Here is a 24,857-nt window from a genome sequence, read left to right as displayed (position 1 = left end):
TGCTACTGTTGTTCAGCCCCTTTCCAGAAAGGCCTGCGTATCTACGCAATCGACCCCGATATTTGCAATATCAACCATATTGGCCGTGGCAATCTCGGGCGTACGGGCAGAAGCGGCGTCGGTGACCAGGGTCACATCGTAACCCAAAGCCACGGCATCGAAAATGGTGGCCCTGACGCAGTTGGGGTATTGGGTGCCGCACACCACCAGCCTGGTGACAGCGAGCCGCCGGAGCATCAGGTCCAATTCGGTCTGCATGAACCCGCTGTACCGTTTTTTCACCAGCCGATATTCCCCGGCAACGGGCTCCAGCCCCGCCACAATATCGTAGCCCCGGGTCCCGGGCACAACGAAACCGCCCGCATCTTTAAAGGCTTTCCTTCGGTTGGCCTCCACATCGCTTCCGTCCGCGCGGTACTCCCGCACCACATGGAACACCGGCGCCTTGTCCCGCCTGAAACAATCCAGAACTTTGGCGATATTGGGCACCGTCTCCAAAGCCCCTTCCACGCACACCAGCGCTCCGGGAAGCACAAAATCGTTCTGCATATCGATGATCAGCAGGGCGGTTTCCTTCAACATAAAAGCTCCTTTGCTTAGTCGCTTTTCAAGCCGCTCACCGGCGGGTACCAGACAAACCAGCAGACATCAAATGCTAACAAAAACAGGAACAATCCACAACATCCCGGCGTCATCGGCACACAGGGACCGAAACGATACAGCTCCCAACCTGATTCTCGCAACGCCAACGAATCATATAAAAAAAACGGACCGCCCTCTCTCGAAAGCGGTCCGCCTTTTACGTGTTCATCGACTCAAGCCGGTATCAGTCCTTCATCGTGTACTGATCCTTCATGGCGTACACCTGCTCGGTCCAGATCTTGTTGAACCGCTCAGGATTGGCCGCAGGGCTCTTAACCATCTTCAGGCAGTACTCTTTCTGGGCGTCACTGTTGCTGGGCTTGCCGTGGAGGGTGACTGCGTACTTGGCAAAATCCCGGATCATGAAATCGAAGATCTCTTCGATGAGGTCGTCTTCCACATCAAAGAGGGGCTTGGCTTCGAGGATCAGCTGGCCATAGGCAACCAGGGTAAAGATATCCCCCACGGAGAGAAGGTAGTCGATGTCCCGGGCCTGGTTTTTGTCGGGAGTCGCCTTCATGAGGAACTCCTTGAAGGTGGCAATCTGCTCCTTGAAGACATTGACATTGGGAAGATCCACGCTGTCGTAGGCGATGGCGTAGTCGTGGAACTGCACCTTGCCCAGACCCTTGGTGGGGCCCTGATCGAAGAGGAAGTCGTCGTTGGCCGCGTCGGTCCGCATGGGCACCTCGGGGAACTCCCCGGGGTTGAAGAAGAAGTTCTGCATGAACTTAACGATGAGAGCCATGTTCACGTGAACCGTGCCTTCCAGCTTGGGTAGCATGCGGATCTCGTGAGCGGCGACCTCGAAGAAGGGCTCTTTTTCGAAGCCCTTGGCGGCGATGACATCCCAGAGGAGGTTTATCACCTCTTCGCCCTGACAGGTGACCTTCATCTTCACCATGGGGTTGTAGAGGAGGTAGCGGCGATCGGTCTCGGAGGCACAGCGCATGTAATCCCGGGCACGCTCGGAGAAGAGCTTCATGGCCACGAGGCGGGCGTAGGCGTCGGTGAAGAGGCGCTTGACGTGGGGGAAGTCCGTGACGTACTTGCCGTAGACATAGCGGTTGGCCGCGTGGTCGATGGCCTCGTAAAAGGCGTGGGTGCACATGCCGATGGAGCCCCAGCCCAGGTTGAACTTGCAGATGTTGATGGTGTTGAGCATGTTGTCCCAGGCTTTATCACCCTTCTCCAGGATGTCCCCTTCGGTGATGGGGTAATCGTGGAGGGCATACTCAGACACGTAGTTCTGCTCATTGACCGTGTTTTTCACGAGTTCGTAGTTCTTGTGCTTGGAATCCACACCAAACCAGACGTACTCGCCGGTGTCACTCATCTTGGCAAAGGTGGAAACGATGGAGGCCTCGTTGCCGTTACCGATGTAGTACTTGTCCCCGTTGGCCTTGTACGTTCCGTCCCCGTTGGGAGCGAGCATCATGTCCGAAGAGTAGATATCCGCACCGTGCTCACGCTCGGACAGACCGAAGGCAAACACCCCGCCTTCCTCAAGAAGCTTGGCGGTTTTGTGCTTCATTTCTTCGTTGGAACCGAGGAAGATGGGCCCCAGGCCGAGCATGCTCACCTGGAAGGTGTACCAGTACGTAATGCCGTAAAACGCAGAAATCTCGGCAAACTCAGCGTTTCGAAAGGTATCCCAGCGGGAGTCGTCCGCACCGTATCCCGTGGGGGTCATGAGGGTGGCCAGGACCTTTTCCTGCTTCATGAACTCGACAAACTCGTAGTTCCAGGCCTTGTCATGCCAATCTTTCTTCAAGGACTTCAAGCCCTTGTTCTCAAGAAACTCAATGGTCTTGGCCATCATGTTCCGTGTTTTTTCGTCCGCGTATTTCCGATCGAATTTCTGGGGATTCAGAAGTAACATTGTCTCTCCTCCTTACATCACAGACCCACGCCTGCAACAACACCATGTTATGGGATCGCCCGACGGCTATCGGAACAGCCCCTTCTCTCCATAATTTCTGAACCATGAATCATATATTATGATTTCATACCTGCGCTATAAAACAATGTCAAGCTCCGATAACTTTATACACATACAAGTATTGCATTAGCCATAAACAACAATAATGGACCCATCAATCAGTTCCTACGGATTGTTTTGACCCTTCATCATCCTGTGCTATAGTCCCCAAAACCGGGACACATGTTTTCCATACCGTCACAATCCATGGGGCACCTTCACACCTGGGACCAGAAGGCGCCTTGCAACGACAGACCACCCTGCAGCGCCCAGAGAAACCATCACGGCAGGGAACCTCAGCACCTGACCCAGGGCGGAGCCTTTCATGAATGATGCCACCCAAACCGGAATGAAACTGCCCCAACTCGCCAAACAGAGCGGACTCAGCATATCCACCCTCTACGAATACCTAAGAAACGGAATCCTTCACCCCCCGGAACGCAAAGGGCCCACCAAGGCCATCTTCAATGAAAGCCACATTGCGCGCCTCAAGACCATCCGGAGCCTGCGAGAAAAGGAAAAGCTCTCCCTTGCCGACATCAAGGAGAGGCTCCGCAGCGAAGGCGACAACACCGAAGAGGACGGGTCCAGCATCCGAAACCAGATCATCGACACCGCCCTTGTCCTTTTCTCCCGGAAGCACTACGACAAGACCAAAATAAGCGACATCACCGATGCCCTTCACATGGGCAACGGCACATTTTACCGCTACTTCACCTCCAAAGAGGAGCTCTTCCTCCACTGCCTGGAGCGCCTCCCCAAGATTATGGTCTCACGGGAGACCTGGAACGACGTCAAACGGGAAACAGACTACATCACCCGGCTCCGAAAACGAGGCAACGCCATGCTGGGATCCTTTCACAGCTACATCGGCATGCTCAACCACACCAAGTTGGTCCTGGGCGGAGAAGACGCCCACCTCGCGGAAAAAGCATCGGAGTGCCTGAAGTCTCTGGCCACCCCCCTGCGCAAGGATCTGGACCAGGCCATCGCCAAGGGCCAGGTGCGCCCCCTGGACACCGACCTCACCGCCTACCTCTTATTAGGAATCAACGAAATCTTCGGCCACCGGCTCCTCATGGACACCAACTACACCATCGAAGAGGGCTTTGACTTCATCGAAGAGTTTCTCCGGCACGCCCTGGCCTCGTCATCTCCCCCCACCCGGAAAAAGTTCATCCTCACCCTCCGCACCGGCGAGACCATCACCATCTGCCCCGTCTCCTTCAACGGAACCCCCCGGTTCGTGGGATCCGTGGGCGCAGGAAGTCTGGAAGTGGCCTTCGACACCCTCTCCACCATCACCTTCACCCACGACCAGAAGAACACCACCGCCCATATCCTCACCGACACAGGAAAAACAGGGGACCTCCTTGTCGACCCCGGCCATGAGCTCTCCGGAGCCACCGACCTGGGGGATTACACGGTCAGAGCGAAAGACATCCTTCGCATGGACAGAGAGAACAACCACGATCAAACAGGAAAATAACTATTCAACGTCGGTGAAATGAAAAAAGGGACACAAGTGCCCCTTATGTGGAGGAGACGCCTGACCGACGGCGTTGGGGATGTGAGGTAGGGTGCGCTTGCGCACCGCCGATAGATCGTAATGGCCATAAAAATCCATGCCCGTCGAGCCTTCACACGACACAGAAAAGCAAAAGGCGTTGGCCTTCGGAACGTATGACCCTACAAGCGGTCACAAGCCAGGATGTTAAGGGGTTTAAAAAAAGGGGGGGGGGCAGGCAAAATACAGCCGGATGAAGTACCCGTCTATGGCCTGGACCAAGCCATAGATGAGCTGGAAGCTGCAGAATAACCAAAGTTAGAAAACATCGGTAACCAATAGGCGGGTTCCAGGCTACGCATAGTGCCGCCTGGCGTCTTGCTACGCAAGCCGCGCCGGTGAAGATTGGATAAACCGAAAACTCGATCAACCGGAGGCGGGTTCCGGGCTGCGCCCGGTGCCGCCTGAAGGCTTGCGGAGCAAGCCTTGCATGGCTTCGCCATGCCCAAAAAGCAAAAAAGCGATTGACCCGAAGAATTAAGGATAGTGTGGGTACGGCTAACCGGAGGCGGGTTGCCCCTTCGGGGCTGCCAGAAAACCTAAGAGCAGAAATACTCGGTAACCTGAGGGCGGGTTCCAGGCTGCGCCTGGTGCCGCCTGAAGGCTTGCAGAGCAAGCCTTGCATGGCTTCGCCATGCCCAAAAAGCAAAAAAGCGATTGACCCGAAGAATTAAGGATAGTGTGGGTACGGCTAACCGGAGGCGGGTTGCCCCTTCGGGGCTGCCAGAAAACCTAAGAGCAGAAATACTCGGTAACCTGAGGGCGGGTTCCAGGCTGCGCCTGGTGCCGCCTGAAGGCTTGCAGAGCAAGCCTTGCATGGCTTCGCCATGCCCAAAAAGCAAAAAAGCGATTGACCCGAAGAATTAAGGATAGTGTGGGTACGGCTAACCGGAGGCGGGTTACCCCTTCGGGGCTGCCGCCTGGCGTCTTGCTGCGCAAGCCGCGCCGGACTTCGTCCGGCCCAAAAGCAAAAAAGCGATTGACCCGGGGGTCAATCGCTTTTTTGCTTTTTGGAGGCGGCTTCCAGATTCGAACTGGAGAATAACGGCTTTGCAGGCCGTCGCCTTACCACTTGGCCAAGCCGCCGAAATCGGTGGAGCGGGAAACGAGATTTGAACTCGCGACGTCAACCTTGGCAAGGTTGCACTCTACCACTGAGTTATTCCCGCTCAATGCCCGAAGGCGAGGATGTATTTAACCGGACAGAGGGGCGATGTCAACAGATAAAATACACGCTGCGCGCAACCACGGCCTTACCGAAAAGACCGTGCGTCCAAATGAGCAACGAGCACGATGTGTTGCCCGTTTGACGGCCACATTGGGGCATTTTGAAAAAAAGAGCGTTCTACCCCCCAAGCCTTTGTCAGGCCCCTTGCCCGGCCTTCAATCGATCAGCAATTTCACGGCCCAGCGCTTCGGCCGATTCAAAGGAAAGGGGCTGGGCTTCAAACTGCTTGATCCCCACGGAGTCCACCGTGGCCTCGGGCCCGTAGATCATGTTGATCCCGGACTTTTTGCACTCATCACCGAACCCACAGCGCACACAGGGCACGTTACCCGTAATCTTCACAGCTCCCACGCACTCTATGCCCTCCTCCTGCATATAATTGGTCACGGCCTGGATCCCCATATCGCACACAGGGGGCGCACCCGGTGCATCATGGGGCACCGCAGAGGTCATCACCACGGCCCCGAGCTTGCCCGCCATGAGGCCCTTCCGGTGCCGGAGGGGATACAGGCGCTCGATAAAGGCCTTGGTCCGCGAATCCAGCGTGCTGTACGGGGTAAACCCTGCAATGACGATGGCGTCGCACTCCCGGGCTTTTTGGGCCAGAGGAACCCCGTCGTCCTTGACCACGCAGACATTGGTCTTCACACACCCCAGACACGCTCGACAGGGCTCAACAGTATACTCCGAAAGCTTTATAAACTCCGTATCAAGACCGGTGGCTGCCAGCAAAGCCTGGACAGCACGATCGGTGTTGCTGTTTTTGATGGGAGAACCGGAAACACCAAGCACTTTCATGAAAAACCTCCTTGGTTGGGATGACATGCGCCACATGAGAAAAGAAGAAAACGTTCCCATAATGGTTACACGTCATCATATCCCATTGTAAAGAGATATCATCCACACACCTGTGGCGGTTCGATTTCACTGCAAGCCCAAGACAGAGCAAATGACAACGATATGCCTATAAGGAAGATGCCCCTTGGGACTGGCGTCCTGCTAAGCATGAGACGCCGGACTTGCCCAAGGCAAACAACAAAACAGGTGGATCGTTAGAGAAAAAACTGGATAGAGAGAATTACGGCAATACGGAGGTGGGTTACACCCCGGGACCAAAGAAGACCCAAGAACAAAAACGCTTGGTAACCTGAGGATGGATTCTGGGTTGCAGCTGGCGGCCAGGAGGCATGCCGAACTCGCCCACGCGATGCATTGGCCCATGGAAAATCGATAAATCGGAGGCGGGTTGCACACTCGTGGCTGCCGAAAAACCAAGAACAAAAAAACGGCAACCTGAGGGCGGGTTCCGGGCTGCGCTATGCCCAAAAAGCAAAAAGCGATGATCCAGTGGAATTAGAATAGTGTGAGTTCGGCTAACCGGAGGCGGGTCGCCCCTCCGGGGCTGCCGCCTGAACCAATGACCATAGCTTGGCATTGCCCAATACTTTAGAACGGGAGGATTCTATGACCTGGAGGCGGGTTCCGGGCTGCGCCATGCCCAAAAAGCAAAAAAGCGGTTGCACCAAAGAATCGAGGATAGTGTGGGGGCGGTCAACCGGAGGCGGGTTACCTTCCGGGGATGCCACCTGAGCCAATGGCCATAGCTTGGCATTTCGCAACACTTTACAACGGGATGATTCGATGACCTGGGGGCGGGTTCCAGGCTACGCCTGGTGCGGCCTGGCGTCTTGCTGCGCAAGCCGCGCCGGACTTCGTCCGGCCCAAAAAGCAGTCTCCCCAAAGAATCGAGAAGAGTGTGGATTCGGCCAACTGGGGGCGGGTTCCGGGCTGCGCCCGGGGCCGCCTGAAGGCTTGCAGAGCAAGCCTTGCATGGCTTCGCCATGCCCAAAAAGCAAAAAAGCGATTGACCCGGTGGGTCAATCGCTGTTTTTGCTTTTTGGAGGCGGCTTCCGGATTCGAACCGGAGAATAACGGCTTTGCAGGCCGTCGCCTTTACCACTTGGCCAAGCCGCCGAAATTGTGGAGCGGGAAACGAGATTTGAACTCGCGACGTCAACCTTGGCAAGGTTGCACTCTACCACTGAGTTATTCCCGCTCAGTGCCCGAAGACCTGTGTGTTTTAACCGTTGAGCCGCTTGGTGTCAACGAAAAACTTTACATGGTCAGAAGTTTTCTAAAGCGGAAAAAATAGTCAGCGCCGGACCAGATGGTCAGGATGAGCGCGCACCAGAGAAAAACCATTCCGATGCCGTGAAAATTGATTCCAAAATAGCTAAAATGAATCAGGAGCGGGATGATGGCGGCGATCTGAAAGCCTGTTTTGTACTTGCCCAGCTTGGAGGCGGATACATCCTCGCCCCCTTCGGCAATAATGCTTCGAAGCCCCGTAATGGCCAGCTCACGGCCGATGATGACGCACACCACCCACCCGGGGATCCACCCCACGGAACTCATCATGATCAGGGAGCACCCCACAAGAAGCTTGTCGGCCAGAGGATCCATCACCTTGCCGAAGGTGGACTCCAGGCCCCACTTGCGCGCAAGGAATCCATCCAGATAGTCGGTGATGGACGCGGCGGAAAAGATCAGAGCCGCCAGAATCGTTGCGATTCGGCTTCCGGAAAACAACAGAAGGATGACGATCAACGGCACGGAAGCCATCCGGAGAAGTGTCAGGTTGTTGGGGTGCTTGATTGTGTTTATCATAAAATACTGCCCGAATCCCAATCTGACAGGTCGCCTGATCAGCGATCACCTGTCGGTTCATTCATCCTGCGGTCTGCGGACTGCAGCCCCGCTTCTCTCATCACTATGGGCCGATGCACCGGAGCTCATGAACCCCGGCCCATCGGCACTGCTACATACATCAATTCCCGTGTACCCGCTTCCAGTCCGCCATGAACATCTCGATCCCCCTGTCCGTCATGGGATGGGAGGCCAGCTTGGCAAGGACTGCGTGGGGGATGGTGGCGATATGAGCCCCCACCAGGGCCGCATCCAGTACATGCATGGGGTTGCGGATGCTGGCCACGATAATCTCAACAGGGAATTCATAATTGACAAAAATTTGCCCGATCTGCTCCACCAGGGGCATGCCCTCCTGGGCCAGGTCATCGAGGCGCCCCACAAAGGGGCTGACGTAATTGGCCCCGGCCTTGGCAGCCATGAGCGCCTGAAGGGGAGAAAAAATAAGGGTGACGTTGGTATGGATCCCCTCCGCCGACAAGATGCGAACGGCCTTCAAACCGTCCACGGTCATGGGAATCTTCACCACGATGTTGTCGGCAATCACCGCAAGGCTCCGGGCTTCCTGAACCATGCCGTCGGTGTCAAGGCTGATCACTTCAGCGCTCACCGGGCCTGCCACGATGGAGGTAATGTCCTTAAGAAGAGCCACGGGCTCTCCACCTTCGCGGGCCATGAGAGACGGGTTCGTGGTCACCCCGTCTGCCATACCCATACTGACTGCATCTCGAATCTCGTCCACATTCGCCGTATCGATGAAGAACTTCATGCTGCCTCCTTTCGAATCCCAATGGGACGTCAGAAATGGAACATCAGCTGTGCTTTTTCAGATAAGCGTCTCGGCACGTCGTCGAACAGAAATTGAAGGTTTCCCCGTTCACTCTCCCGGGCACCCCTTCGCGCAAAGGAAAATAGACCCCGCACTCTGGATCCTGGACCATCACGTCGTCGGCATGTCCCTGCCGCCCTCCGCTCTGGCCGCCTCCTGCCCCCATGTCGTTCAGCATCTTGTTTTTCAGATGCCGGTAACCGAAATAGATAATGGCCAGGATAATCAGAACCTTTAACACGGTCTACTCCTTTGTGTATGGAACCACCTCCTGGGATGCGTCGTCGATCTCAGAGAGGAGTGTTTTCATTTTTATGTTTGTATCCGGGTGAATAATCTCAGAATCTATATCACAAAGGGGAGTAAGGACAAAAGCCCTTTTATCCATGCGAGGATGGGGGATGGTGAGCTCATCATCGCTGTAGACAAGGTCGTCGTACAACAGGATATCGATGTCCATGGGCCTCGGTCCGAACCGGATCCCCGATGCATCACGCCCCAGATCGGCCTCCACTTCCTTGAGCCGCGCAAGGAGTTCCCGCGGGGAAAGCGAGGTCTCAACGCGGGCGGCTCCGTTTAAAAACCACGCCTGGTCCGTGTAGTCTACCGGGGAGGTCTTGTAAAGCGGAGAGACCGCCACAAGGCGGGCGATACCCCGGGACTCGATTTCATGAAGCGCCCTGTCAAAATTGGCTTTGCGGTCGCCCATATTGGACCCGAGGCAAAGAAACACGTCGTGCATCATCACGCCATATCCTGGTTGGAGTTACCAAACGGCAACGCCGCCTTTGCAGAAACGCAAAGGCGGCACAGCCTGATTCAAACGGCCAGAGGCCGGTGCTTAGCTTGTGGGGGAAAGCGCCCTTCTCAGGTCCACCTTGACACGCTTGGACGGATCACTGACGTAGCCGCCCTCGGCCGTGGCCCTCACCTCAAGGAGGTAACGCGTACCCGGCGAGACATCCAGGCGAAAACGCCTGTCAGCCGGACCTGCGTCCCCGATTTTTTCAAACCGCACAGGGCAGCCTTCGCACACCTCCTCCCCTTCGTCCAGGGTGGAGAGATAGATGCGATAGCCTGTCACCAGACGCCGCTCAGCCTTGGGCGGATCCGCCCAGGTCACGATAATCGCCTCGCCCTGGACATGGGCTGCCACGCCGGCAGGCGGTGTCAACCCGTCAAACCGGGGAGGCACCGGAGGCGCCTTGCGGCCGCAGGCCACACATACCAGAAGCAACGCACACAGCAGACACAGCCTGCGCACCCATCCACCTGTCCACCTGTTTCCTCCCCGCATCATGGCTATGAAATCCTTCCGCCCAGATCGGCAATGGCCTGATCCATGGCTTTGCGCACGCGTGACGGCGCGGTGCCGCCGAAGGAGGTGCGTCTCTCCACCATGGCATCGGTGGTGAGAAAGTCAAAGATATCCGGCTCGATGAGCTCGGAAAAGCCCTTCATCTCGTCGGCAGACAGGTCGCCCAGCTCAACACCCTTTTCCAGGGCAAAGGCCACGGCCTTACCGGCCACGCTGTGGGCCTCCCGGAAGGGCATACCCTTGGTGGCAAGGTAGTCGGCCAGGTCGGTGGCGTTCAGGAAACCCGTTTCCGTGGAAAGACGGGTCACATCCGCCATCACCTTGATGTTGGGCAGCATGCGGACGTAGATGTCGATGACCGCCTTGAGGGTGTCCACACCGTCGAAGAGGGGGGGCTTGTCTTCCTGCAGGTCCCTGTTGTAGGCCATGGGAAGCCCCTTCACCTGGGTGATGATGGCCATGAGGCTGCCGATGACCCGCCCGGCCTTGCCACGCACCAACTCGGGGATATCCGGGTTCTTCTTCTGGGGCATGATGCTGCTGCCCGTGGTGAAGGCATCGGAGATCTCGATGAAGTGGTACTCGGAAGCGGACCAGAGGATCAGCTCTTCGGAGAACCTTGAAAAGTGCACCATGGCAATGGAGGCCGCCGAGAGGAACTCCATGATGAAGTCGCGGTCGGCAACGGTGTCCATGCTGTTGGCAGAGACCTTGGGAAAATCGAGGAGCTCGGCCACGTAATGGCGATCAATGGGATAGGTGGTCCCTGCAAGGGCCGCCGCCCCAAGGGGCATCACGTTGATGCGGGTCAGGGCGTCTTCGAAGCGCTCCTGGTCCCGGGTGAACATCTCATAGTAGGCCATCATGTGATGGGAAAACAGCACGGGCTGGGCGCGCTGGAGATGGGTGTACCCCGGCATCACCACACCGAATTGCTTCTCAGCAAGCGCCACGATAACGCCCCGAAGGGTCTTGAGGCCGTCGATAACCACCCGGGTCTCATCCCGGAGGTAGAGCCGGGTATCCAGGGCCACCTGGTCGTTGCGGCTTCGTCCGGTGTGGAGTTTCCTGGCCACGTCCCCGATCTTTTCGGTGAGGGCGGACTCGATGTGCATGTGGATATCTTCCAGGGCGTCGTCGTAGACGAAGCTGCCGTTTTCAATATCCGCCTTCACCTCGAGGAGCCCCTTTTCCATGAGCTCTGCCTCGTCTTCCTCGATGATGCCCTGCTTGGCCATCATCTTGGCGTGGGCGATGCTGCCTTGAATATCATGGGCGTAGAGGCGCTTGTCCACGAGGATGGAGGAGGTAAAGGCCTCCACCGCCTTGTCGGTCCCCATGGAGAAACGGCCTGCCCAGAGTTTTGCGCTCATCGGTCTTACTCTCCTCCCAGCTTTCTGCCCGCCATTTTCTGGATACGCAGCCTCAGGGCGTTCAGTCGAATGAACCCTTCGGCATCCTTCTGGGTGTAAACCTCATCCCCTTCGAAGGTGGCGAAGGCCTCGCTGTACAGGGTGTCGTCGGACTTGCGGCCCAGCACGTAGGTGTTGCCCTTGTAGAGCTTCAGGCGAACCACGCCGTTGACGAACTCCTGGCTCTGATCGATGGTGTTCTGAAGCATGCGCATCTCAGGGGAGAACCAGAAGCCGTTGTAGATCAGCTCAGCGTATTTGGGGATCAGGGAGTCACGCAGATGGGCCACCTCGCGGTCCAGGGTGATGGACTCCATGGTCAGGTGGGCATGACGCAGGATGGTTCCGCCCGGGGTCTCGTACACACCGCGGGACTTCATGCCCACGAAACGGTTCTCCACCAGGTCGATGCGGCCGATGCCGTGACGGCCACCCAGGGTGTTGAGCTCCTTGAAGAGCACCGCAGGGCTCATCTCCACGCCGTTGATGGCAACGGGGTTGCCCTTGCGGAAGGTGATCTCGATCTCTTCCGGGGTGTCCGGGGCGTCCTCGGGGCGCACGCTCATGGTGTACATCTCGTCGGTGGCAGAGGCCCAGGGATCTTCCAGGATGCCGCCTTCGTAGCTGATGTGCAGCATGTTGCGGTCGGTGCTGTAGGGCTTTTTGGGGGTCTGGGGCACTTCGATGCCGTGCTTTTTGGCAAACTCCATGAGCACAGTTCGGGAGTTCAGGTCCCAGTCGCGCCAAGGCGCAACGATCTTGATGCCGGGATCGATGGCAAGGTAGCTCAGCTCAAAGCGCACCTGGTCGTTGCCTTTGCCGGTGGCGCCGTGGCTGACGGCGTCTGCCCCTTCCATGCGTGCGATCTCCATCTGGCGCTTGGCGATAAGGGGCCGCGCAATGGAGGTACCCAGGAGATACTGGCCTTCGTAAATGGCGTTGGCGCGGAAGGCGGGGAAGATGTAATCACGGACGAACTCTTCACGAAGGTCGTCGATGTAGGCCTTCACCGCACCGGTTTTCAGAGCTTTTTGATCGAGACCGTCCAGCTCCTCCTCCTGGCCGAGGTCGGCCGTCAAGGTCACCACTTCGCAATCATAGGTCTCGATGAGCCACTTGAGAATAACAGATGTATCGAGTCCGCCGGAGTAGGCAAGGACCACTTTTTTGATATCAGACACAATAACCCCCTGGGCATTTTTTTTGCTTCGCAAGACATCAGCACACCGCATTGCAGAACACTTAAGCGGTGACTGGATTCGCCGCCTCACCTGAGGCTCAGGAACGAAGGCGGAATTGCATGATCTTTTGCTCTTACGAACGCATCTTAAATTTTTATCAGAGTGAACAACAAACGCCCTTGATACAGAAAACGATACCAGGGCATTCAGTATGGATGGTACATCAAGGCAAGACCCCAGAGGGCCATTACGTCAACGTCAACCTCGGCAGTGACAGCTCGTTCCCTGCCATCCCCCACGCTCCTTATTAACACCACGTTATAAAAGGACGCAACAGACAAATAGTGAGGATGGTGAAGCCACGACAGGAAACAAACAGTGACTGAGCCATGGACACCAGCATCCGCTCCCCTTCGCCTTCCCCGACCCAAAGTGGAACCCAAACAGCCCCAAACACCGTCTCTGGAACACTACGCTCCAGCAGCAGGCGTGGCCCTGCGGGTGAGGCGTGCATAATTTGGCACTGTATACACGCCTGCTTAATGCCCACGGGCGACACGAGGTACGAGGATGAAAGATTAGCGAGCCTCCCTGTCCGCCGGAGGCGCGCTTTTTCCCCTTACAACGTCTGGTTGATCAACATATCAAGGATGGCTTTGTGCATGTGGAGCTTGTTCTCCGCCTCGTCCCAGATGATGGACTGGGGGCCTTCCATGACAGACTCGGAGACCTCTTCCCCCCGGTGGGCGGGAAGGCAGTGCATGAAGGAGGCGTCGGGCTTGGCAAGGGCCATGAGGGCGTCGTCCACGATGTACCCTTCAAAGGCTTTCTCACGGGCCTTCTGCTCGGCTTCCTGGCCCATGCTGGCCCAGACGTCGGTATAGACAATGTCCGCTGCGGCCACAGCCTCTTTGGGATCGCGTACCACCGTGATTTTCGCACCACGGGCCAGGGCTTCTTTGAGGATGTCCGCATCCGGGTCAAAGCCTTCGGGGCAGGCAAGGGAGAGCTCGAACCCAAGGGTGGAGGCCGCCCACATCCAGGAGTGGGCAACGTTGTTGCCGTCTCCCACCCAGGCCACCTTGGCATCGTAGCTGCCCTTGGCCTCGATGACAGTCATGAGGTCCGAAAGGATCTGGCAGGGGTGATACATATCGGTCAGGGCGTTGACAACGGGCACGTCTGAGTAGCTGGCGTACTCTTCCACCAGCTCCTGGGAGAAGGTACGAATCACCAGGCAATCGATGTAACGGGCCAGAACGCGGGCCGTGTCCTTGACGGGCTCGCTGCGCCCGATCTGGGTGTCGTTCTCATTCATGAAAATGGACACGCCCCCAAGCTGGATGGTGGCTGTTTCAAAGGAGATTCGGGTTCGGGTGGAGGGCTTGTTGAACAGGAGCCCCACGCTTTTCCCTTCCAGAGGGCGATCCGTAATCCCCTCTTTTTTTCTCTTCTTAAGCTCCAGCGCGCGGGCGAACAGAGCGTCAAATTCGTCTTTGGTCAGGTCCTTGAGTGTCAGCAGGTCTTTTTTCATCGTTCTCTCCTTGATCGGTTCCTTTGACGCACAAAAAAAAATGGCTGTTCAGCTTGGCCTCCGGCGGCAAGGTGAGCCACCTTGAAAGCTTATTGCCGCTGCGCTTTCCCCCTCGCTTGTCGCGCCGTAGCCCATTGACGCTGATCGAATGGGAACTCACTGACATGGGCGTAGGCGGATTCCTCGGGGTAAATCGCAGCGGCCTTCACGTATGACGTGTACGTTTTTTAACTGAGGCCCAAAACCAATCGAAATACAGACAAATTCGATTGATTAAACACCCCCCCCTTCAAAACCTGTTTATCAAACTTTTTAAAAGTTTGGCCCCCGGCAGGGCCGCCGGAGGCCTTTTCCAGGCTACAGAAGCTGAACAGTATCAAACAATCAGGCGGCGCCCATGTCGGTAAAAATCTCGTCCAGTACGCCCATGAGGGCATCGATCTCAGGCCGCGTGATGATCAGGGGCGGCACAAAGCGCAGGGTCTTGCCCTGCACCGCGTTGATCACCTGACCTTTTGCAAGGGCCTTTTCAACCACAGCAGCACCGTCGCCATCGATCTCCATGCCGAGGAGCAGGCCCTGGCCACGCACATCCTTGACCAGGGCGTGCTTTGCCTTGAGGTTTTCGAGGCAGGTCTTGAAGTAAGCGCCGGTGTCGGCGGCTTTGTCCACAACCTTCTCCTCGTCAAAGGCCCGTACCACGGCAAGGGCTGCCGCGGTCACCAGGGGGGTCCCGCCAAAGGTGGACCCGTGGGCGCCTTTGGAGAACGAGGCCATCACCTTGTCGGTGGCCAGCATGGCGCCGATGGGAAGGCCGTTACCCAGGGCCTTGGCCAGGGTCATGATGTCCGGCGTGACAGAGGTATGCTGGTGAGCAAAGAGTTTGCCCGTTCGGCCCATGCCCGTCTGGATCTCGTCAAAGATCAGCAGGGCGCCGCTGCGATCGCACAGGTCCCGCACCGCTTCGAGATAGCCGTCGTCGGGTACGCACACACCGCCCTCTCCCTGGATGGGCTCCACCAGAACGGCGCAGACGGTCTCGTCCATGACCTCTTCAAGGGCCTTGACGTTGTTGTACTCCACGTACTCAAAACCGGGCAGGAGCGGGGTAAACCCCTCCTTGACCTTGTCCTGGCCCGTGGCGGACAGGGTGGCCATGGTACGGCCGTGAAAGGACCGGGCCATGGTAATGATGCGATGCCGTGATTCGCCCTTGTCATGAAAATATTTCCGCGCCAGCTTAATGGCCGCCTCGTTGGCTTCGGCGCCGCTGTTGCACAAGAAGAGCCGGTCGGCAAAACACCGTCCGGTCAACCATTCAGCCAGCTCCACCATGGGCCGCGTGTAAAAGAGGTTGGAAACATGACACAGGGTCGATGCCTGCTCTGAAAGGGCTGCGGCCACTTTGGGGTGGGCGTGTCCCAGGTTGCAGACAGCGATGCCGGAAAGAAAATCCGTGTAGGTTTTTCCCGCATCGTCAATGAGTGTGGTCCCTTCGCCTTTGACGAAAACCACGGGGCAGCGGGCATATGTCTGCGCCACCACCTCTGCTTCACGAGCTATCCATTCATTCATAGTACCACTTCCGTCCCGATCCCTTGATCGGTAAAGAGTTCAAGAATCAGCGAATGTCTTCGCTTCCCGTTGATGATATGTGTTTTTTCCACGCCCTGTTTCAAGGCGGCCAGGGCGTATTCAATTTTGGGGATCATGCCGCCGGTGACGGTGCCGTCCTGGATCAGGCCGGGCACGCAGTCCGCCTCAATGGTGGAGACCAGATTCTTCTCCTTGTCGAGGACCCCGTCCACGTCCGTGAGAAGAAGCAGGCGGGTTGCCTTGAGGGCCGCCGCCACCTCCGAGGCCACCAGGTCGGCGTTGATATTGTACGTTTCACCGGTTTCCCCGACACCCACCGGCGCGATGACCGGGATAAAGCCCTGGGCGGTGAGGGTGTCGATGATCTCAGGGTTGACGCGAGTCACCTTCCCCACATGCCCGGCGTCGATGATTTCGGGGGGCTTGCCCTCCTCCTCACTGACGATCTTCAGCTTTTCTGCCTCGATGAGGCCGCCGTCCTTGCCGCTGAGCCCCACGGCCCGGCCGCCTTCCCGGTTCACCTGGGCAACGATGGACTTGTTTACCTTGCCGCCAAGGACCATCTCCACCACGTCCATGGTTTCGTCATCGGTCATGCGCATGCCCCGAACAAAGGTGGAGTCGATGCCCATCTTGTCCAGCACCAGGTTGATCTGAGGGCCGCCGCCGTGGACCACCACCGGGTTCAACCCGATGTACTTCATCAGGGTAATATCCCGGGCAAAGTCTTCCTTGAGCTGCTCATCCACCATGGCATGGCCGCCGTATTTCACCACAATGGTCTTGCCGGCAAACATCCGTATGTAGGGCAGAGATTCAATAAGAATATCTGCGACACTCTTCTCCATCATCGTCTTCATCTCCACAATTAGGCTAAAACCACAAAAAATGCCTTCGGGGCCAAAGGCTTGGCCGAAGCATAATGGCACAATCAAACTCTGCCGGCCGATTCACCCCTGACGCGTATCCACGTGTCGGTAAATGGTGCCCCCGCAAGCATTCGGGACATGTATCGTTTATTTTTGGCTGAGCCCCAATTCACTTCCTGGGATGGGCCTTGTCATAGGCTTGCGTCAACCGCTCAATGGACACATGGGTGTATTTCTGCGTGGTGGACAGGCTCACGTGGCCCAACATCTCCTGAACACCCCGCAAATCTGCCCCCCCGTCGAGCATATGGGTGGCAAAGGAGTGCCGCAGGGCATGGGGAGAGACCGGCACGGTGAGCCCGCTCTCCTTGGCTGTCTTCTCCAGGGTCCGGGCCACGGATCGCGTGGAAAGTCGCCCAAGGTTCTTATTCAAAAACAACGGCCCCTTGTCGGCAGGAACCTTTTTTTCCTCTTCAAGGGTCCCCCGATAAAACCGGATGGCACGCAGTGCACGCTCCCCCACAGGGACAACGCGCTCCTTGTTGCCTTTGCCGAGCACACGAACACTGTGTGCGCAAAAATCGATATGGGGACAGTCAAGGCCCGAAAGTTCGGATACACGGAGCCCGCTTGAATACAGCAACTCAAACATGGCAATGTTTCGCCTGGCAAGAAGGGTGCCGTCATCCATGGCATCGAGCAACCGAAACATATCGTCCACTGTCAGATAAGCGGGAAGGGTCTTGTCCAGCTTCGGGGATCGGATGGTGTCCAGAGGACTCGCCTCCACCACCCCCCTCTTTTTCAAAAATTTGTACAGGGACCGAAGAGAAGAAAGTCGCCGCGCCACGGAGCGTTTTGAAAGCCCCTCTTTATGCAGCCTGTTAAGGTACCCCCTTATACAGATGACGTCAACAGCATCCGGTCTCAGGCGGGTATTTCTCTGCGTAGAATCATCCGCGCAGCCGGAAAACCCCGCAAAAAACCCGTAAAACCCCTTGAGGTCGGTACGGTAGGCCCGCACGGTATGGTCCGAGTACCCTTTCTGGACCGAAAGGTACTCCAGAAAATCGAGGATATGCTGATGAAATGTTTTATCCAATGTGGCCTGAAAAGGATCCTGGTTCGTCATGGCGATAACTGAGGGGCTAAGGGCTAAGGGCTAAGGGCTAAGGGCTAAGGGCTAAGGGCTAAGGGCTAAGGGCTAAGGGCTAAGGGGCGTTTAGCCCAACAACGTCGGGGGATCAACCTAAAACCAAAACAAATTACTGTTTTTTAAAGGAGATACAATAGATATCTTTGAGTTTACACGCCCGTAGGGTGCGGCTCCCGCACCGACAAGCTCACCGCAAGCCCCATGCCGACCCCAAAAAGACCGGTTACGTTCCTTGCCTTTATCGCATACAGATCGAAATAAACACATCGATATTCAACAGTCATTGTCAAAGGGCATGTACCGAATTAACCCATGACCTATTTCTCCTATTACCGGCTTTTTCTATGACCTATCGCCTATCCCCTGCTTTCAACACCGCCATCACCTGCTGAAGATCCTGCCAGGCCTGCCGCTTGCGCTCCGGGTGGCGAAGCAGAAAGGTCGGATGAAAGGTCGGCATCAATCGAATGCCTTTGTAATTCTGAAACTGCCCCCTGATCTCGGCAACCCCGGAAGTAATGCCGAGCAGGGCCTGGGCAGCCACAGCCCCAAGGGCGCAAATCACGTCGGGCCTGATCACCGCGATCTGCCGTTCCAGAAACGAAAGGCAGAAACTCGCGTCAGGGCGCCCTTGCCTCGGTGCAGGACAGCATTTGAGCAGGTTGGAGAGGTAGACGTCTTCCCGACGCAGCCCCATGGCCTTGATCATGTTGTTGATCAGCTCTCCGGAAGCGCCAAGAAAAGGAGTGCCTTCACGGTCCTCTTCAGCAAGGGGCATATCGCCGATGAACATCAATCTGGCCTGCGGGTTGCCCGCACCGAAAACAATATTCGTCCGCCCACGGAACAGACCGCATCGGGTGCACTCGCCCATGTCCCGCCGGATGGTTTCCAGAGTATCCACCACGGGCTCGGCAACAGACCGGTGTACCGCAGTACCAGAGCGTCCTGGTAAAACCGGATCCGTCCCGTTGGAAGGCGGGCTCCCCGCCCGGGAGACGCCGGGAACAGGCTGCGGGGCTGCAGGCGAGGATTCTCTCCGCTGTTGCACCACCTGCGCCCGATTGACAGAAGCCTGGCCGCGCCCCGAAGAGACCGGAGCCCCAACCCGCTTGACAGGTCCTGCGGCAGGACGCCCCATGGTCCGAAGCAGCTTGGACGCATCCTCGGTGCACTCCACCCCCTTGAGCCCCAGACTCTTCAGATAAAGAAGGGTGGCTTTGATCTCCTCCAGGGGAGCTCTGTGTTGATGTGTCCGGGGATTGTTTTCCATCATGGCGTCTATCTATCCTGAATCTTCACTGTGTTGTGTTTCGTACTACCTAAAATCTAAAGGCGCTCTTTCAGAAGCCCCGACACCCTGTTGAGGAGTTCATGGGCCACCACATCTTTACCCATGGACTCAAAGGGCTCTTTCCGACCGTCGGGATGAAAAAAGGTAACGATATTCGTGTCGGTCCCAAACCCGGAAGCCGGGTCTCCCACCAGATTACCCACAATCATGTCCAGGTTCTTGGCTTCGATCTTTTTTCGGGCGTTCTCAGCCAGCGACTGGGTCTCGGCGGCAAACCCCACAAGCACCTGACGGGTCTTTCGCTTTCCGAGCTCTTTTAAGATGTCGATGTTCTTGTCGAGCTCCAGAGTCATGTCGTCGCTTTTTTTCTTGATCTTGTGCTCGGCCCGTGTGCGGGGTCTGTAGTCCGCCACAGCCGCCACCTTAATCACAGCATCGACCTCGTCAAGGCGGGAAAAAATGGTTTCGGCCATCTCGCCCACGGAAGTCACCGAGAGCCGATCCACGCCAAGGGGCGAGGCAAGGCTCACAGGCCCTGAGACAAGGGTCACCTCTGCACCGCGGTACTCCGCCGCCCGTGCGATCTCATAGCCCATCTTCCCGGACGACCGGTTGGAGATATAACGGACCGGGTCAATGGCCTCCCGGGTGGGCCCGGCCGAAACCATAATTTTTTTACCGGCCAAGTCCTTAGGATACAAAGCCGCCTTCACACGGTCCACAATGGTGGAGGGCTCGGCAAGGCGCCCGGGACCTGTTGTGCCACAGGCCATCTCGCCCACCCCGGGCTCCACAAGGATATACCCGTCCCCTTCCAGGATATCGATATTCCTTTGAACGGCCCGGTTTTCGTACATGTGGGAATTCATGGCCGGGCAGATCAATTTGGGCGCTGTCACGGCAAGCATGGTCGTGGTCACGGCGTCATCAGCGATACCATGAGCCAGCTTCCCGATGACATCGGCCGTTGCAGGGGCCACCACCACCACATCGGCCCTCTCGGCAAGCTCGATATGACCGATGGAGGCACCTTTCCCCTCATCAAACAGATTCGACAAAACCGGATGACCAGAAATCGCCGCAAAGGTCGTCTCCCCCACAAACTCTTTGGCTCCCCGGGTCATGGTAACCCAGACGTCGGCCCCCTCTTTCTGAAGCAGCCGCACCACCTCCACAGCCTTGTAAGCGGCAATCCCCGCCGTCACACAGACCAGAACGTTCTTATTTTCAAGCACAGCCATGACTTATCTCCTCCCTCTCCGCGCAGCGTTGTATGGCTCTCTTACAGATTTACAATGGACACCACTGTATATGGATAAGGCGAATACCACAACCCGGTTGTATCACGAAGCAGGGCTCAGAGAACCCGAAAAAGTAGCCTCGCACGAAATCAAAATAACGTTCTTACAGATTCCCACGACCTAAACCGCCACTGACACCAGAATATGAGTCTAAGGGGGGGGGCTGCCCCCACAAACATTGCCGTTTCAGCGACACACGAAAAAAGACATAGAGGCTATTGATTCACACCTTCCCTGATACGCGATACGCCGACATCAATCATAACGAAAAGTCATCCACGACGCAGACAGCGCCGGAAACGTCCGCCTCAACGGACTCCCACCCCACCCGAAAAACGGCAGGAGAGACAGACCGTGAACAATCTGGGAATACAGTCCCGAGCGCCATCCAACAATTAAATTGACCCGATAAACCGCTCAGCACCTGAAAACACCGATCCCCACAGTCGCCCAAGAGCACAAACCACTCACCGCACCCCACCACCCCGCCAACCGACACATGTATATCAAGGAGTATCTATTAAGGGTTGACAATCCGATCATCTATGGATTACGTTCAATTATACTACTCATTAAAGGGTCAATCATGAGCAACCTACTTTCCGGCATCATCGGATCCAAAACACGCATCAAACTCCTTGTCCGGCTCTTTTTCAACCCGGACACCCACTCATACCTGCGTGAACTGGCATCCGAATTCGGCTTATCAACCAACGCCGTCCGAGAAGAGCTCAACCAGCTCAGCCAAGCCGACCTGCTCACATCATCCAAAAACGGCCGACAGATCCACTACGCAGCCAACCGCAACCACCCCCTCTTCCCCGAACTCCGCTCCATGGTCCGAAAAGCCATCGGCGTCGACCAGATCATCGACAGCGTTGTCACCCGTTTGGGCGACCTCGAAGCCGCGTATCTCATCGACGACTATGCGGAAGGAAAGGACACGGGGATTATTGACCTGGTGCTGGTTGGCGACATCGACCCGTATCATTTGAATGATTTGAGCAGGAAAACAGAGCGATATATCAACCGGAAACTCAGGTCGCTGGTGTTGAGCCGGGAAGAGTTCGAGGACTTTCACGAGAACCTTGAAAAAAGACCCATGGTGTTGGTGTGGGAATCGGCATCCCAAATTAACATGAAAAACCACGATATCTGAAAATCATCCTTGGCAATCGCCCGACCAGAATTCCGAGATATGATTCAGCCTCTGCTCAACCAAGGGAGATAGCAAATAACACATGGGTTGCCGATAACCATAAGTAACGGATAAATTGTATACAAAATTCAAACTTGGTGTAACCGAGAGGGCGGAGCTGTGTAACCAGAATGCCCCCCTCTAACGACAACTTCCTCACCAAAAGACACATACTCATGAAAAAAGCTCTTATTACCGGTATCACCGGGCAGGATGGTGCCTATTTGGCTGAACTGTTGCTCGAAAAGGGATATGAAGTCCATGGCCTCAAAAGGCGTAGTTCCCTCTTCAATACAGACAGGATAGATCACCTATACCAGGACCCACATACTGAAAATAGACGATTCATCCTCCATTACGGGGACCTCACGGATTCCACCAACCTCATACGTATCATCCAGCAGGTTCAGCCTGATGAAATATACAACCTCGCTGCCCAGAGCCATGTGGCCGTCTCCTTTGATTCTCCAGAGTATACGGCCGATGCCGATGCGTTAGGCACCCTGCGTATCTTAGAAGGCATACGACTCCTCGGGCTCGAGAACAAAACCCGATTCTACCAAGCCTCTACATCGGAGCTCTTCGGTAAAGTCCAGGAAACCCCCCAAACCGAAAAAACACCATTTTATCCCCGCAGTCCATATGGTGTTGCCAAACTTTATGCATATTGGATTACAGTAAACTATCGTGAGGCTTATGGGATCTATGCATGCAACGGCATTCTTTTTAACCATGAATCCCCTCTACGCGGTGAAACATTCGTTACACGAAAAATAACTCGCGCACTCTCGCGCATCAAGTTGGGGCTTCAGGACTGCCTTTACCTCGGCAACATGGATGCCAAACGTGATTGGGGCCATGCCAGTGACTATGTAAAAATGCAGTGGCTTATGCTCCAACAGGAAAAACCCGAAGATTATGTTATCGCAACGGGTGAGCAACACTCTGTGAGAGAGTTTGTCGAAATTGCAGCCCAAGCCCTTGACATGAAAATATCCTGGCAAGGCTCCGGCATCGCCGAAAAGGGGGTTAACAGTGAATCGGGCGATACAATCATCGCAATCGACCCCCACTATTTCAGACCTACGGAGGTGGACTCCCTCCTTGGCGATCCATCCAAGGCAAAAGCACAACTTGGCTGGACCCCGGAAATAAAGTTCAAGGAACTCGTTTCTGAAATGGTAGACCGAGATTACGAAGAGGCAAAAAAGGATCTTCTGTGCAGAAATAACGGTTTTGAAATAGCGAGCAGGCATGAATAAAAACGCACGCATTTATGTAGCAGGGCATCGCGGCCTCGTTGGGTCTGCCATTGTACGCAAACTAAAGGCAGAAGGATACAGCCATCTTATCACGCGCACCCACGCAGAGCTCGATCTCACGAATCAGAAAGCCGTGGAGCAATTCTTTAATAATGAAAAACCGGAGTATGTTTTTTTAGCAGCAGCCAAGGTTGGTGGTATCATGGCCAATCAGACCTATCCCGCAGAATTCATCCATCAGAACCTGATGATCCAAACCAACGTCATCCACTCCAGCTATGTGCACGGCGTTAAGAAACTCCTGTTCCTCGGCTCTTCTTGTATCTATCCGAAAATGGCATCGCAGCCCATCAAAGAAGAGTACCTGATGACAGGCCCTTTAGAACCCACAAATTCAGCCTACGCAGTGGCTAAAATCGCAGGTATTGAGATGTGCTGGGCCTATAACAAACAATACGGCACCCGTTATATCCCTATCATGCCGACAAATCTTTACGGGCCCAATGACAATTTTGACCTGGAAACATCCCATGTGTTGCCCGCGTTAATCAGAAAATTCCATGAAGCAAAAGAAACAAAAGCAAAGTCAGTGACAATCTGGGGAACAGGAACGCCCAAGCGTGAATTTTTATATGTGGATGACATGGCAGACGCTTGCATTCACCTGCTCACCAGCACCACGAATACGAATACAGAAATATTGTTCAACATTGGTACCGGGACAGACATAAGCATCGGAGAGCTGGCTCAAATTGTCGGGAGTATTGTGGGTTATAGCGGCACCATCGTCTATGATCACTCCAAACCCGACGGCACCCCGCTAAAACGCCTTGATGTGAGCAAAACAGAAAAGATCGGATGGAAACCCAAGACACCTCTCGCAGAGGGCATCAGACGGACTTACACATGGTTCAAAACCAACCGCCACCCATGGGAACCACAGGATAAGCAGTCATGACTCAGTTTGAACTGATCATTGAACCCGACAAATCGATAAAGAATTTCTGGCGAGAACTTTGGCTATACCGGGACCTCTTCTATTTTCTCGCATGGAGGGACGTCCTGGTTCGTTACAAACAGACAGTTATCGGTGTTGCCTGGAGTGTTTTACGTCCACTTCTGACAATGGTCGTCTTTACCATAATATTCGGTAAAATTGCAAAGCTCCCGTCTGGAGACATCCCCTATCCAATACTGGTATTTTCAGCCATGCTTCCATGGCAATTTTTCAGCAACACCTTTTCCGAGGCCAGCAACTCGCTTATAGCAAACACGCAGCTGATATCGAAAGTCTACTTTCCTAGGATCATCATCCCCACAACAGCAATGGTTGTCAGTCTGATCGATTTTGCGATCTCCTTCATCATTTTATTGGCTCTCATGCTCTGGTATGGACTCTTTCCGGATATCAAATTATGCCTATTACCGTTACTAATGCTCATGGCCATATTAACCTCATTAGGCGCAGGGTATATCATGTCTGCCCTGAATGTAAAATATCGTGACTTTAGGCATATCGTTCCCTACATTGTTCAGTTTGGGCTCTATATATCACCTGTGGGATTCAGCAGCGGCATAGTCCCAGAAAAATGGCGACTCCTCTATTCAGTTAATCCGATGGTTGGCGTCATCGATGGATTCAGATGGATTCTACTCGGTAACGATACGACCATTTATTGGCCGGGGTTTACTATTTCAATTGCGCTTTCGATACTCATCTTTTTTACCGGGGGAAAATATTTCAACATAACTGAACGCAGTTTTGCGGATATTATTTAGATCA

General features: G+C 55.4%; 21 protein-coding genes and 4 tRNA genes. 5 read left to right on the top strand and 20 right to left on the bottom strand.

Annotated features, from left to right (window positions below; genetic code table 11):
* Window positions 1-12 precede the first annotated feature (12 nt).
* Together ACOYW0_RS18750 and ACOYW0_RS18745 are read right to left on the bottom strand one after the other, a co-directional pair.
* Window positions 13-582 carry a cysteine hydrolase family protein gene (locus tag ACOYW0_RS18750; protein WP_482415313.1) on the bottom strand — a complete coding sequence of 190 codons (570 nt, stop codon included), beginning with the start codon at window positions 580-582 and terminating at the stop codon, window positions 13-15.
* 244 nt (window positions 583-826) lie between these two features.
* Window positions 827-2,524, bottom strand: a complete 1,698-nt coding sequence (locus ACOYW0_RS18745) for an acyl-CoA dehydrogenase family protein (RefSeq protein WP_482415312.1) — start codon at window positions 2,522-2,524, stop codon at window positions 827-829.
* A 424-nt stretch (window positions 2,525-2,948) separates the two neighbouring features.
* Between ACOYW0_RS18745 and ACOYW0_RS18740 the strand changes: the two genes are divergently transcribed.
* Window positions 2,949-4,112 (top strand): TetR family transcriptional regulator, encoded by a 1,164-nt coding sequence (locus tag ACOYW0_RS18740; RefSeq protein ID WP_482415311.1) that lies wholly within the window; start codon window positions 2,949-2,951, stop codon window positions 4,110-4,112.
* A gap of 1,089 nt (window positions 4,113-5,201) precedes the next feature.
* Here the strand turns inward: ACOYW0_RS18740 and ACOYW0_RS18735 are convergent.
* The 18 genes from ACOYW0_RS18735 to coaBC form a co-directional block, all read right to left on the bottom strand.
* Window positions 5,202-5,276, bottom strand: a tRNA-Cys gene (locus ACOYW0_RS18735).
* An 8-nt stretch (window positions 5,277-5,284) separates the two neighbouring features.
* Window positions 5,285-5,359: transfer RNA gene (locus ACOYW0_RS18730), tRNA-Gly, on the bottom strand.
* 194 nt (window positions 5,360-5,553) lie between these two features.
* A complete protein-coding gene (locus tag ACOYW0_RS18725) occupies window positions 5,554-6,216 on the bottom strand; it encodes a flavodoxin family protein (protein WP_482415310.1) in 663 nt (220 codons plus the stop codon).
* A 1,100-nt stretch (window positions 6,217-7,316) separates the two neighbouring features.
* A tRNA-Cys gene (locus ACOYW0_RS18720) sits at window positions 7,317-7,392 on the bottom strand.
* Between the two features lie 7 nt (window positions 7,393-7,399).
* Window positions 7,400-7,474 (bottom strand) — tRNA-Gly (locus ACOYW0_RS18715).
* 59 nt (window positions 7,475-7,533) lie between these two features.
* Window positions 7,534-8,085 (bottom strand): CDP-diacylglycerol--glycerol-3-phosphate 3-phosphatidyltransferase, encoded by a 552-nt coding sequence (gene pgsA, locus ACOYW0_RS18710; protein ID WP_482415309.1) that lies wholly within the window; start codon window positions 8,083-8,085, stop codon window positions 7,534-7,536.
* A 160-nt stretch (window positions 8,086-8,245) separates the two neighbouring features.
* The gene (gene fsa, locus ACOYW0_RS18705; RefSeq protein ID WP_482415308.1) at window positions 8,246-8,893 is read right to left on the bottom strand and encodes a fructose-6-phosphate aldolase; all 648 of its coding nucleotides are present in this window, start codon (window positions 8,891-8,893) and stop codon (window positions 8,246-8,248) included.
* Between the two features lie 43 nt (window positions 8,894-8,936).
* Window positions 8,937-9,194, bottom strand: a complete 258-nt coding sequence (locus ACOYW0_RS18700) for a hypothetical protein (protein WP_180146875.1) — start codon at window positions 9,192-9,194, stop codon at window positions 8,937-8,939.
* A 3-nt stretch (window positions 9,195-9,197) separates the two neighbouring features.
* Window positions 9,198-9,698: a 2-amino-4-hydroxy-6-hydroxymethyldihydropteridine diphosphokinase gene (gene folK / locus ACOYW0_RS18695; protein WP_482415307.1), complete on the bottom strand. Its 501-nt coding sequence runs from the start codon at window positions 9,696-9,698 to the stop codon at window positions 9,198-9,200.
* A gap of 96 nt (window positions 9,699-9,794) precedes the next feature.
* Window positions 9,795-10,217: a hypothetical protein gene (locus tag ACOYW0_RS18690; RefSeq protein ID WP_482415306.1), complete on the bottom strand. Its 423-nt coding sequence runs from the start codon at window positions 10,215-10,217 to the stop codon at window positions 9,795-9,797.
* Between the two features lie 38 nt (window positions 10,218-10,255).
* On the bottom strand, window positions 10,256-11,644 hold the full coding sequence (gene argH / locus ACOYW0_RS18685; RefSeq protein ID WP_482415305.1) for an argininosuccinate lyase: 1,389 nt from the start codon (window positions 11,642-11,644) through the stop codon (window positions 10,256-10,258).
* A 5-nt stretch (window positions 11,645-11,649) separates the two neighbouring features.
* On the bottom strand, window positions 11,650-12,864 hold the full coding sequence (locus tag ACOYW0_RS18680; RefSeq protein WP_343052832.1) for an argininosuccinate synthase: 1,215 nt from the start codon (window positions 12,862-12,864) through the stop codon (window positions 11,650-11,652).
* A gap of 619 nt (window positions 12,865-13,483) precedes the next feature.
* Entirely contained in the window at window positions 13,484-14,398 is a 915-nt protein-coding gene (argF, locus tag ACOYW0_RS18675) for an ornithine carbamoyltransferase (RefSeq protein WP_482415304.1), read from the bottom strand.
* 384 nt (window positions 14,399-14,782) lie between these two features.
* Window positions 14,783-15,973: an acetylornithine transaminase gene (locus tag ACOYW0_RS18670; RefSeq protein ID WP_482415303.1), complete on the bottom strand. Its 1,191-nt coding sequence runs from the start codon at window positions 15,971-15,973 to the stop codon at window positions 14,783-14,785.
* Window positions 15,970-16,842, bottom strand: coding sequence for an acetylglutamate kinase (gene argB / locus ACOYW0_RS18665; protein WP_482418846.1), 873 nt, complete (start codon window positions 16,840-16,842; stop codon window positions 15,970-15,972). The genes ACOYW0_RS18670 and argB overlap by 4 nt, the downstream gene beginning before the upstream one ends.
* Window positions 16,843-17,032: 190 nt before the next feature.
* Window positions 17,033-17,965 (bottom strand): tyrosine recombinase XerC, encoded by a 933-nt coding sequence (locus ACOYW0_RS18660; RefSeq protein WP_482415302.1) that lies wholly within the window; start codon window positions 17,963-17,965, stop codon window positions 17,033-17,035.
* A gap of 403 nt (window positions 17,966-18,368) precedes the next feature.
* Window positions 18,369-19,295: a uracil-DNA glycosylase gene (locus ACOYW0_RS18655; RefSeq protein WP_482415301.1), complete on the bottom strand. Its 927-nt coding sequence runs from the start codon at window positions 19,293-19,295 to the stop codon at window positions 18,369-18,371.
* Window positions 19,296-19,348: 53 nt separating this feature from the next.
* Window positions 19,349-20,554 carry a bifunctional phosphopantothenoylcysteine decarboxylase/phosphopantothenate--cysteine ligase CoaBC gene (coaBC, locus tag ACOYW0_RS18650; protein ID WP_482415300.1) on the bottom strand — a complete coding sequence of 402 codons (1,206 nt, stop codon included), beginning with the start codon at window positions 20,552-20,554 and terminating at the stop codon, window positions 19,349-19,351.
* A gap of 646 nt (window positions 20,555-21,200) precedes the next feature.
* Between coaBC and ACOYW0_RS18645 the strand changes: the two genes are divergently transcribed.
* From ACOYW0_RS18645 to ACOYW0_RS18630, 4 genes are all read left to right on the top strand, one after another.
* Window positions 21,201-21,773 (top strand): winged helix-turn-helix domain-containing protein, encoded by a 573-nt coding sequence (locus ACOYW0_RS18645; protein WP_482415299.1) that lies wholly within the window; start codon window positions 21,201-21,203, stop codon window positions 21,771-21,773.
* A 215-nt stretch (window positions 21,774-21,988) separates the two neighbouring features.
* Window positions 21,989-23,074 (top strand): GDP-mannose 4,6-dehydratase, encoded by a 1,086-nt coding sequence (gene gmd, locus ACOYW0_RS18640; protein WP_482415298.1) that lies wholly within the window; start codon window positions 21,989-21,991, stop codon window positions 23,072-23,074.
* Entirely contained in the window at window positions 23,067-24,032 is a 966-nt protein-coding gene (locus tag ACOYW0_RS18635) for a GDP-L-fucose synthase family protein (RefSeq protein ID WP_482415297.1), read from the top strand. The genes gmd and ACOYW0_RS18635 overlap by 8 nt, the downstream gene beginning before the upstream one ends.
* On the top strand, window positions 24,029-24,853 hold the full coding sequence (locus ACOYW0_RS18630) for an ABC transporter permease (protein WP_482415296.1): 825 nt from the start codon (window positions 24,029-24,031) through the stop codon (window positions 24,851-24,853). Before ACOYW0_RS18635 ends, ACOYW0_RS18630 begins: the two co-directional genes overlap by 4 nt.
* Window positions 24,854-24,857 lie beyond the last annotated feature (4 nt).

The organism is Desulfoluna sp. HI9BLuna (assembly GCF_056829775.1).
The sequence above is the reverse complement of the archived record's forward strand: the minus strand, read 5'-3'. Positions and strand labels throughout refer to the sequence as shown.

Excerpts from the sequence above, each read along its gene's own strand:
- fsa (WP_482415308.1), bottom strand. The coding sequence starts at position 8,893 with ATGAAGTTCTTCATCGATACGGCGAATGTGGACGAGATTCGAGATGCA.
- ACOYW0_RS18725 (WP_482415310.1), bottom strand. The coding sequence starts at position 6,216 with ATGAAAGTGCTTGGTGTTTCCGGTTCTCCCATCAAAAACAGCAACACC.
- coaBC (WP_482415300.1), bottom strand. The coding sequence starts at position 20,554 with ATGGCTGTGCTTGAAAATAAGAACGTTCTGGTCTGTGTGACGGCGGGG.
- argB (WP_482418846.1), bottom strand. The coding sequence starts at position 16,842 with ATGGAGAAGAGTGTCGCAGATATTCTTATTGAATCTCTGCCCTACATA.
- argF (WP_482415304.1), bottom strand. The coding sequence starts at position 14,398 with ATGAAAAAAGACCTGCTGACACTCAAGGACCTGACCAAAGACGAATTT.
- ACOYW0_RS18670 (WP_482415303.1), bottom strand. The coding sequence starts at position 15,973 with ATGAATGAATGGATAGCTCGTGAAGCAGAGGTGGTGGCGCAGACATAT.
- pgsA (WP_482415309.1), bottom strand. The coding sequence starts at position 8,085 with ATGATAAACACAATCAAGCACCCCAACAACCTGACACTTCTCCGGATG.
- ACOYW0_RS18740 (WP_482415311.1), top strand. The coding sequence starts at position 2,949 with ATGAATGATGCCACCCAAACCGGAATGAAACTGCCCCAACTCGCCAAA.
- ACOYW0_RS18635 (WP_482415297.1), top strand. The coding sequence starts at position 23,067 with ATGAATAAAAACGCACGCATTTATGTAGCAGGGCATCGCGGCCTCGTT.
- gmd (WP_482415298.1), top strand. The coding sequence starts at position 21,989 with ATGAAAAAAGCTCTTATTACCGGTATCACCGGGCAGGATGGTGCCTAT.
- ACOYW0_RS18630 (WP_482415296.1), top strand. The coding sequence starts at position 24,029 with ATGACTCAGTTTGAACTGATCATTGAACCCGACAAATCGATAAAGAAT.
- ACOYW0_RS18655 (WP_482415301.1), bottom strand. The coding sequence starts at position 19,295 with ATGATGGAAAACAATCCCCGGACACATCAACACAGAGCTCCCCTGGAG.
- ACOYW0_RS18750 (WP_482415313.1), bottom strand. The coding sequence starts at position 582 with ATGTTGAAGGAAACCGCCCTGCTGATCATCGATATGCAGAACGATTTT.
- ACOYW0_RS18745 (WP_482415312.1), bottom strand. The coding sequence starts at position 2,524 with ATGTTACTTCTGAATCCCCAGAAATTCGATCGGAAATACGCGGACGAA.
- argH (WP_482415305.1), bottom strand. The coding sequence starts at position 11,644 with ATGAGCGCAAAACTCTGGGCAGGCCGTTTCTCCATGGGGACCGACAAG.
- ACOYW0_RS18645 (WP_482415299.1), top strand. The coding sequence starts at position 21,201 with ATGAGCAACCTACTTTCCGGCATCATCGGATCCAAAACACGCATCAAA.
- folK (WP_482415307.1), bottom strand. The coding sequence starts at position 9,698 with ATGATGCACGACGTGTTTCTTTGCCTCGGGTCCAATATGGGCGACCGC.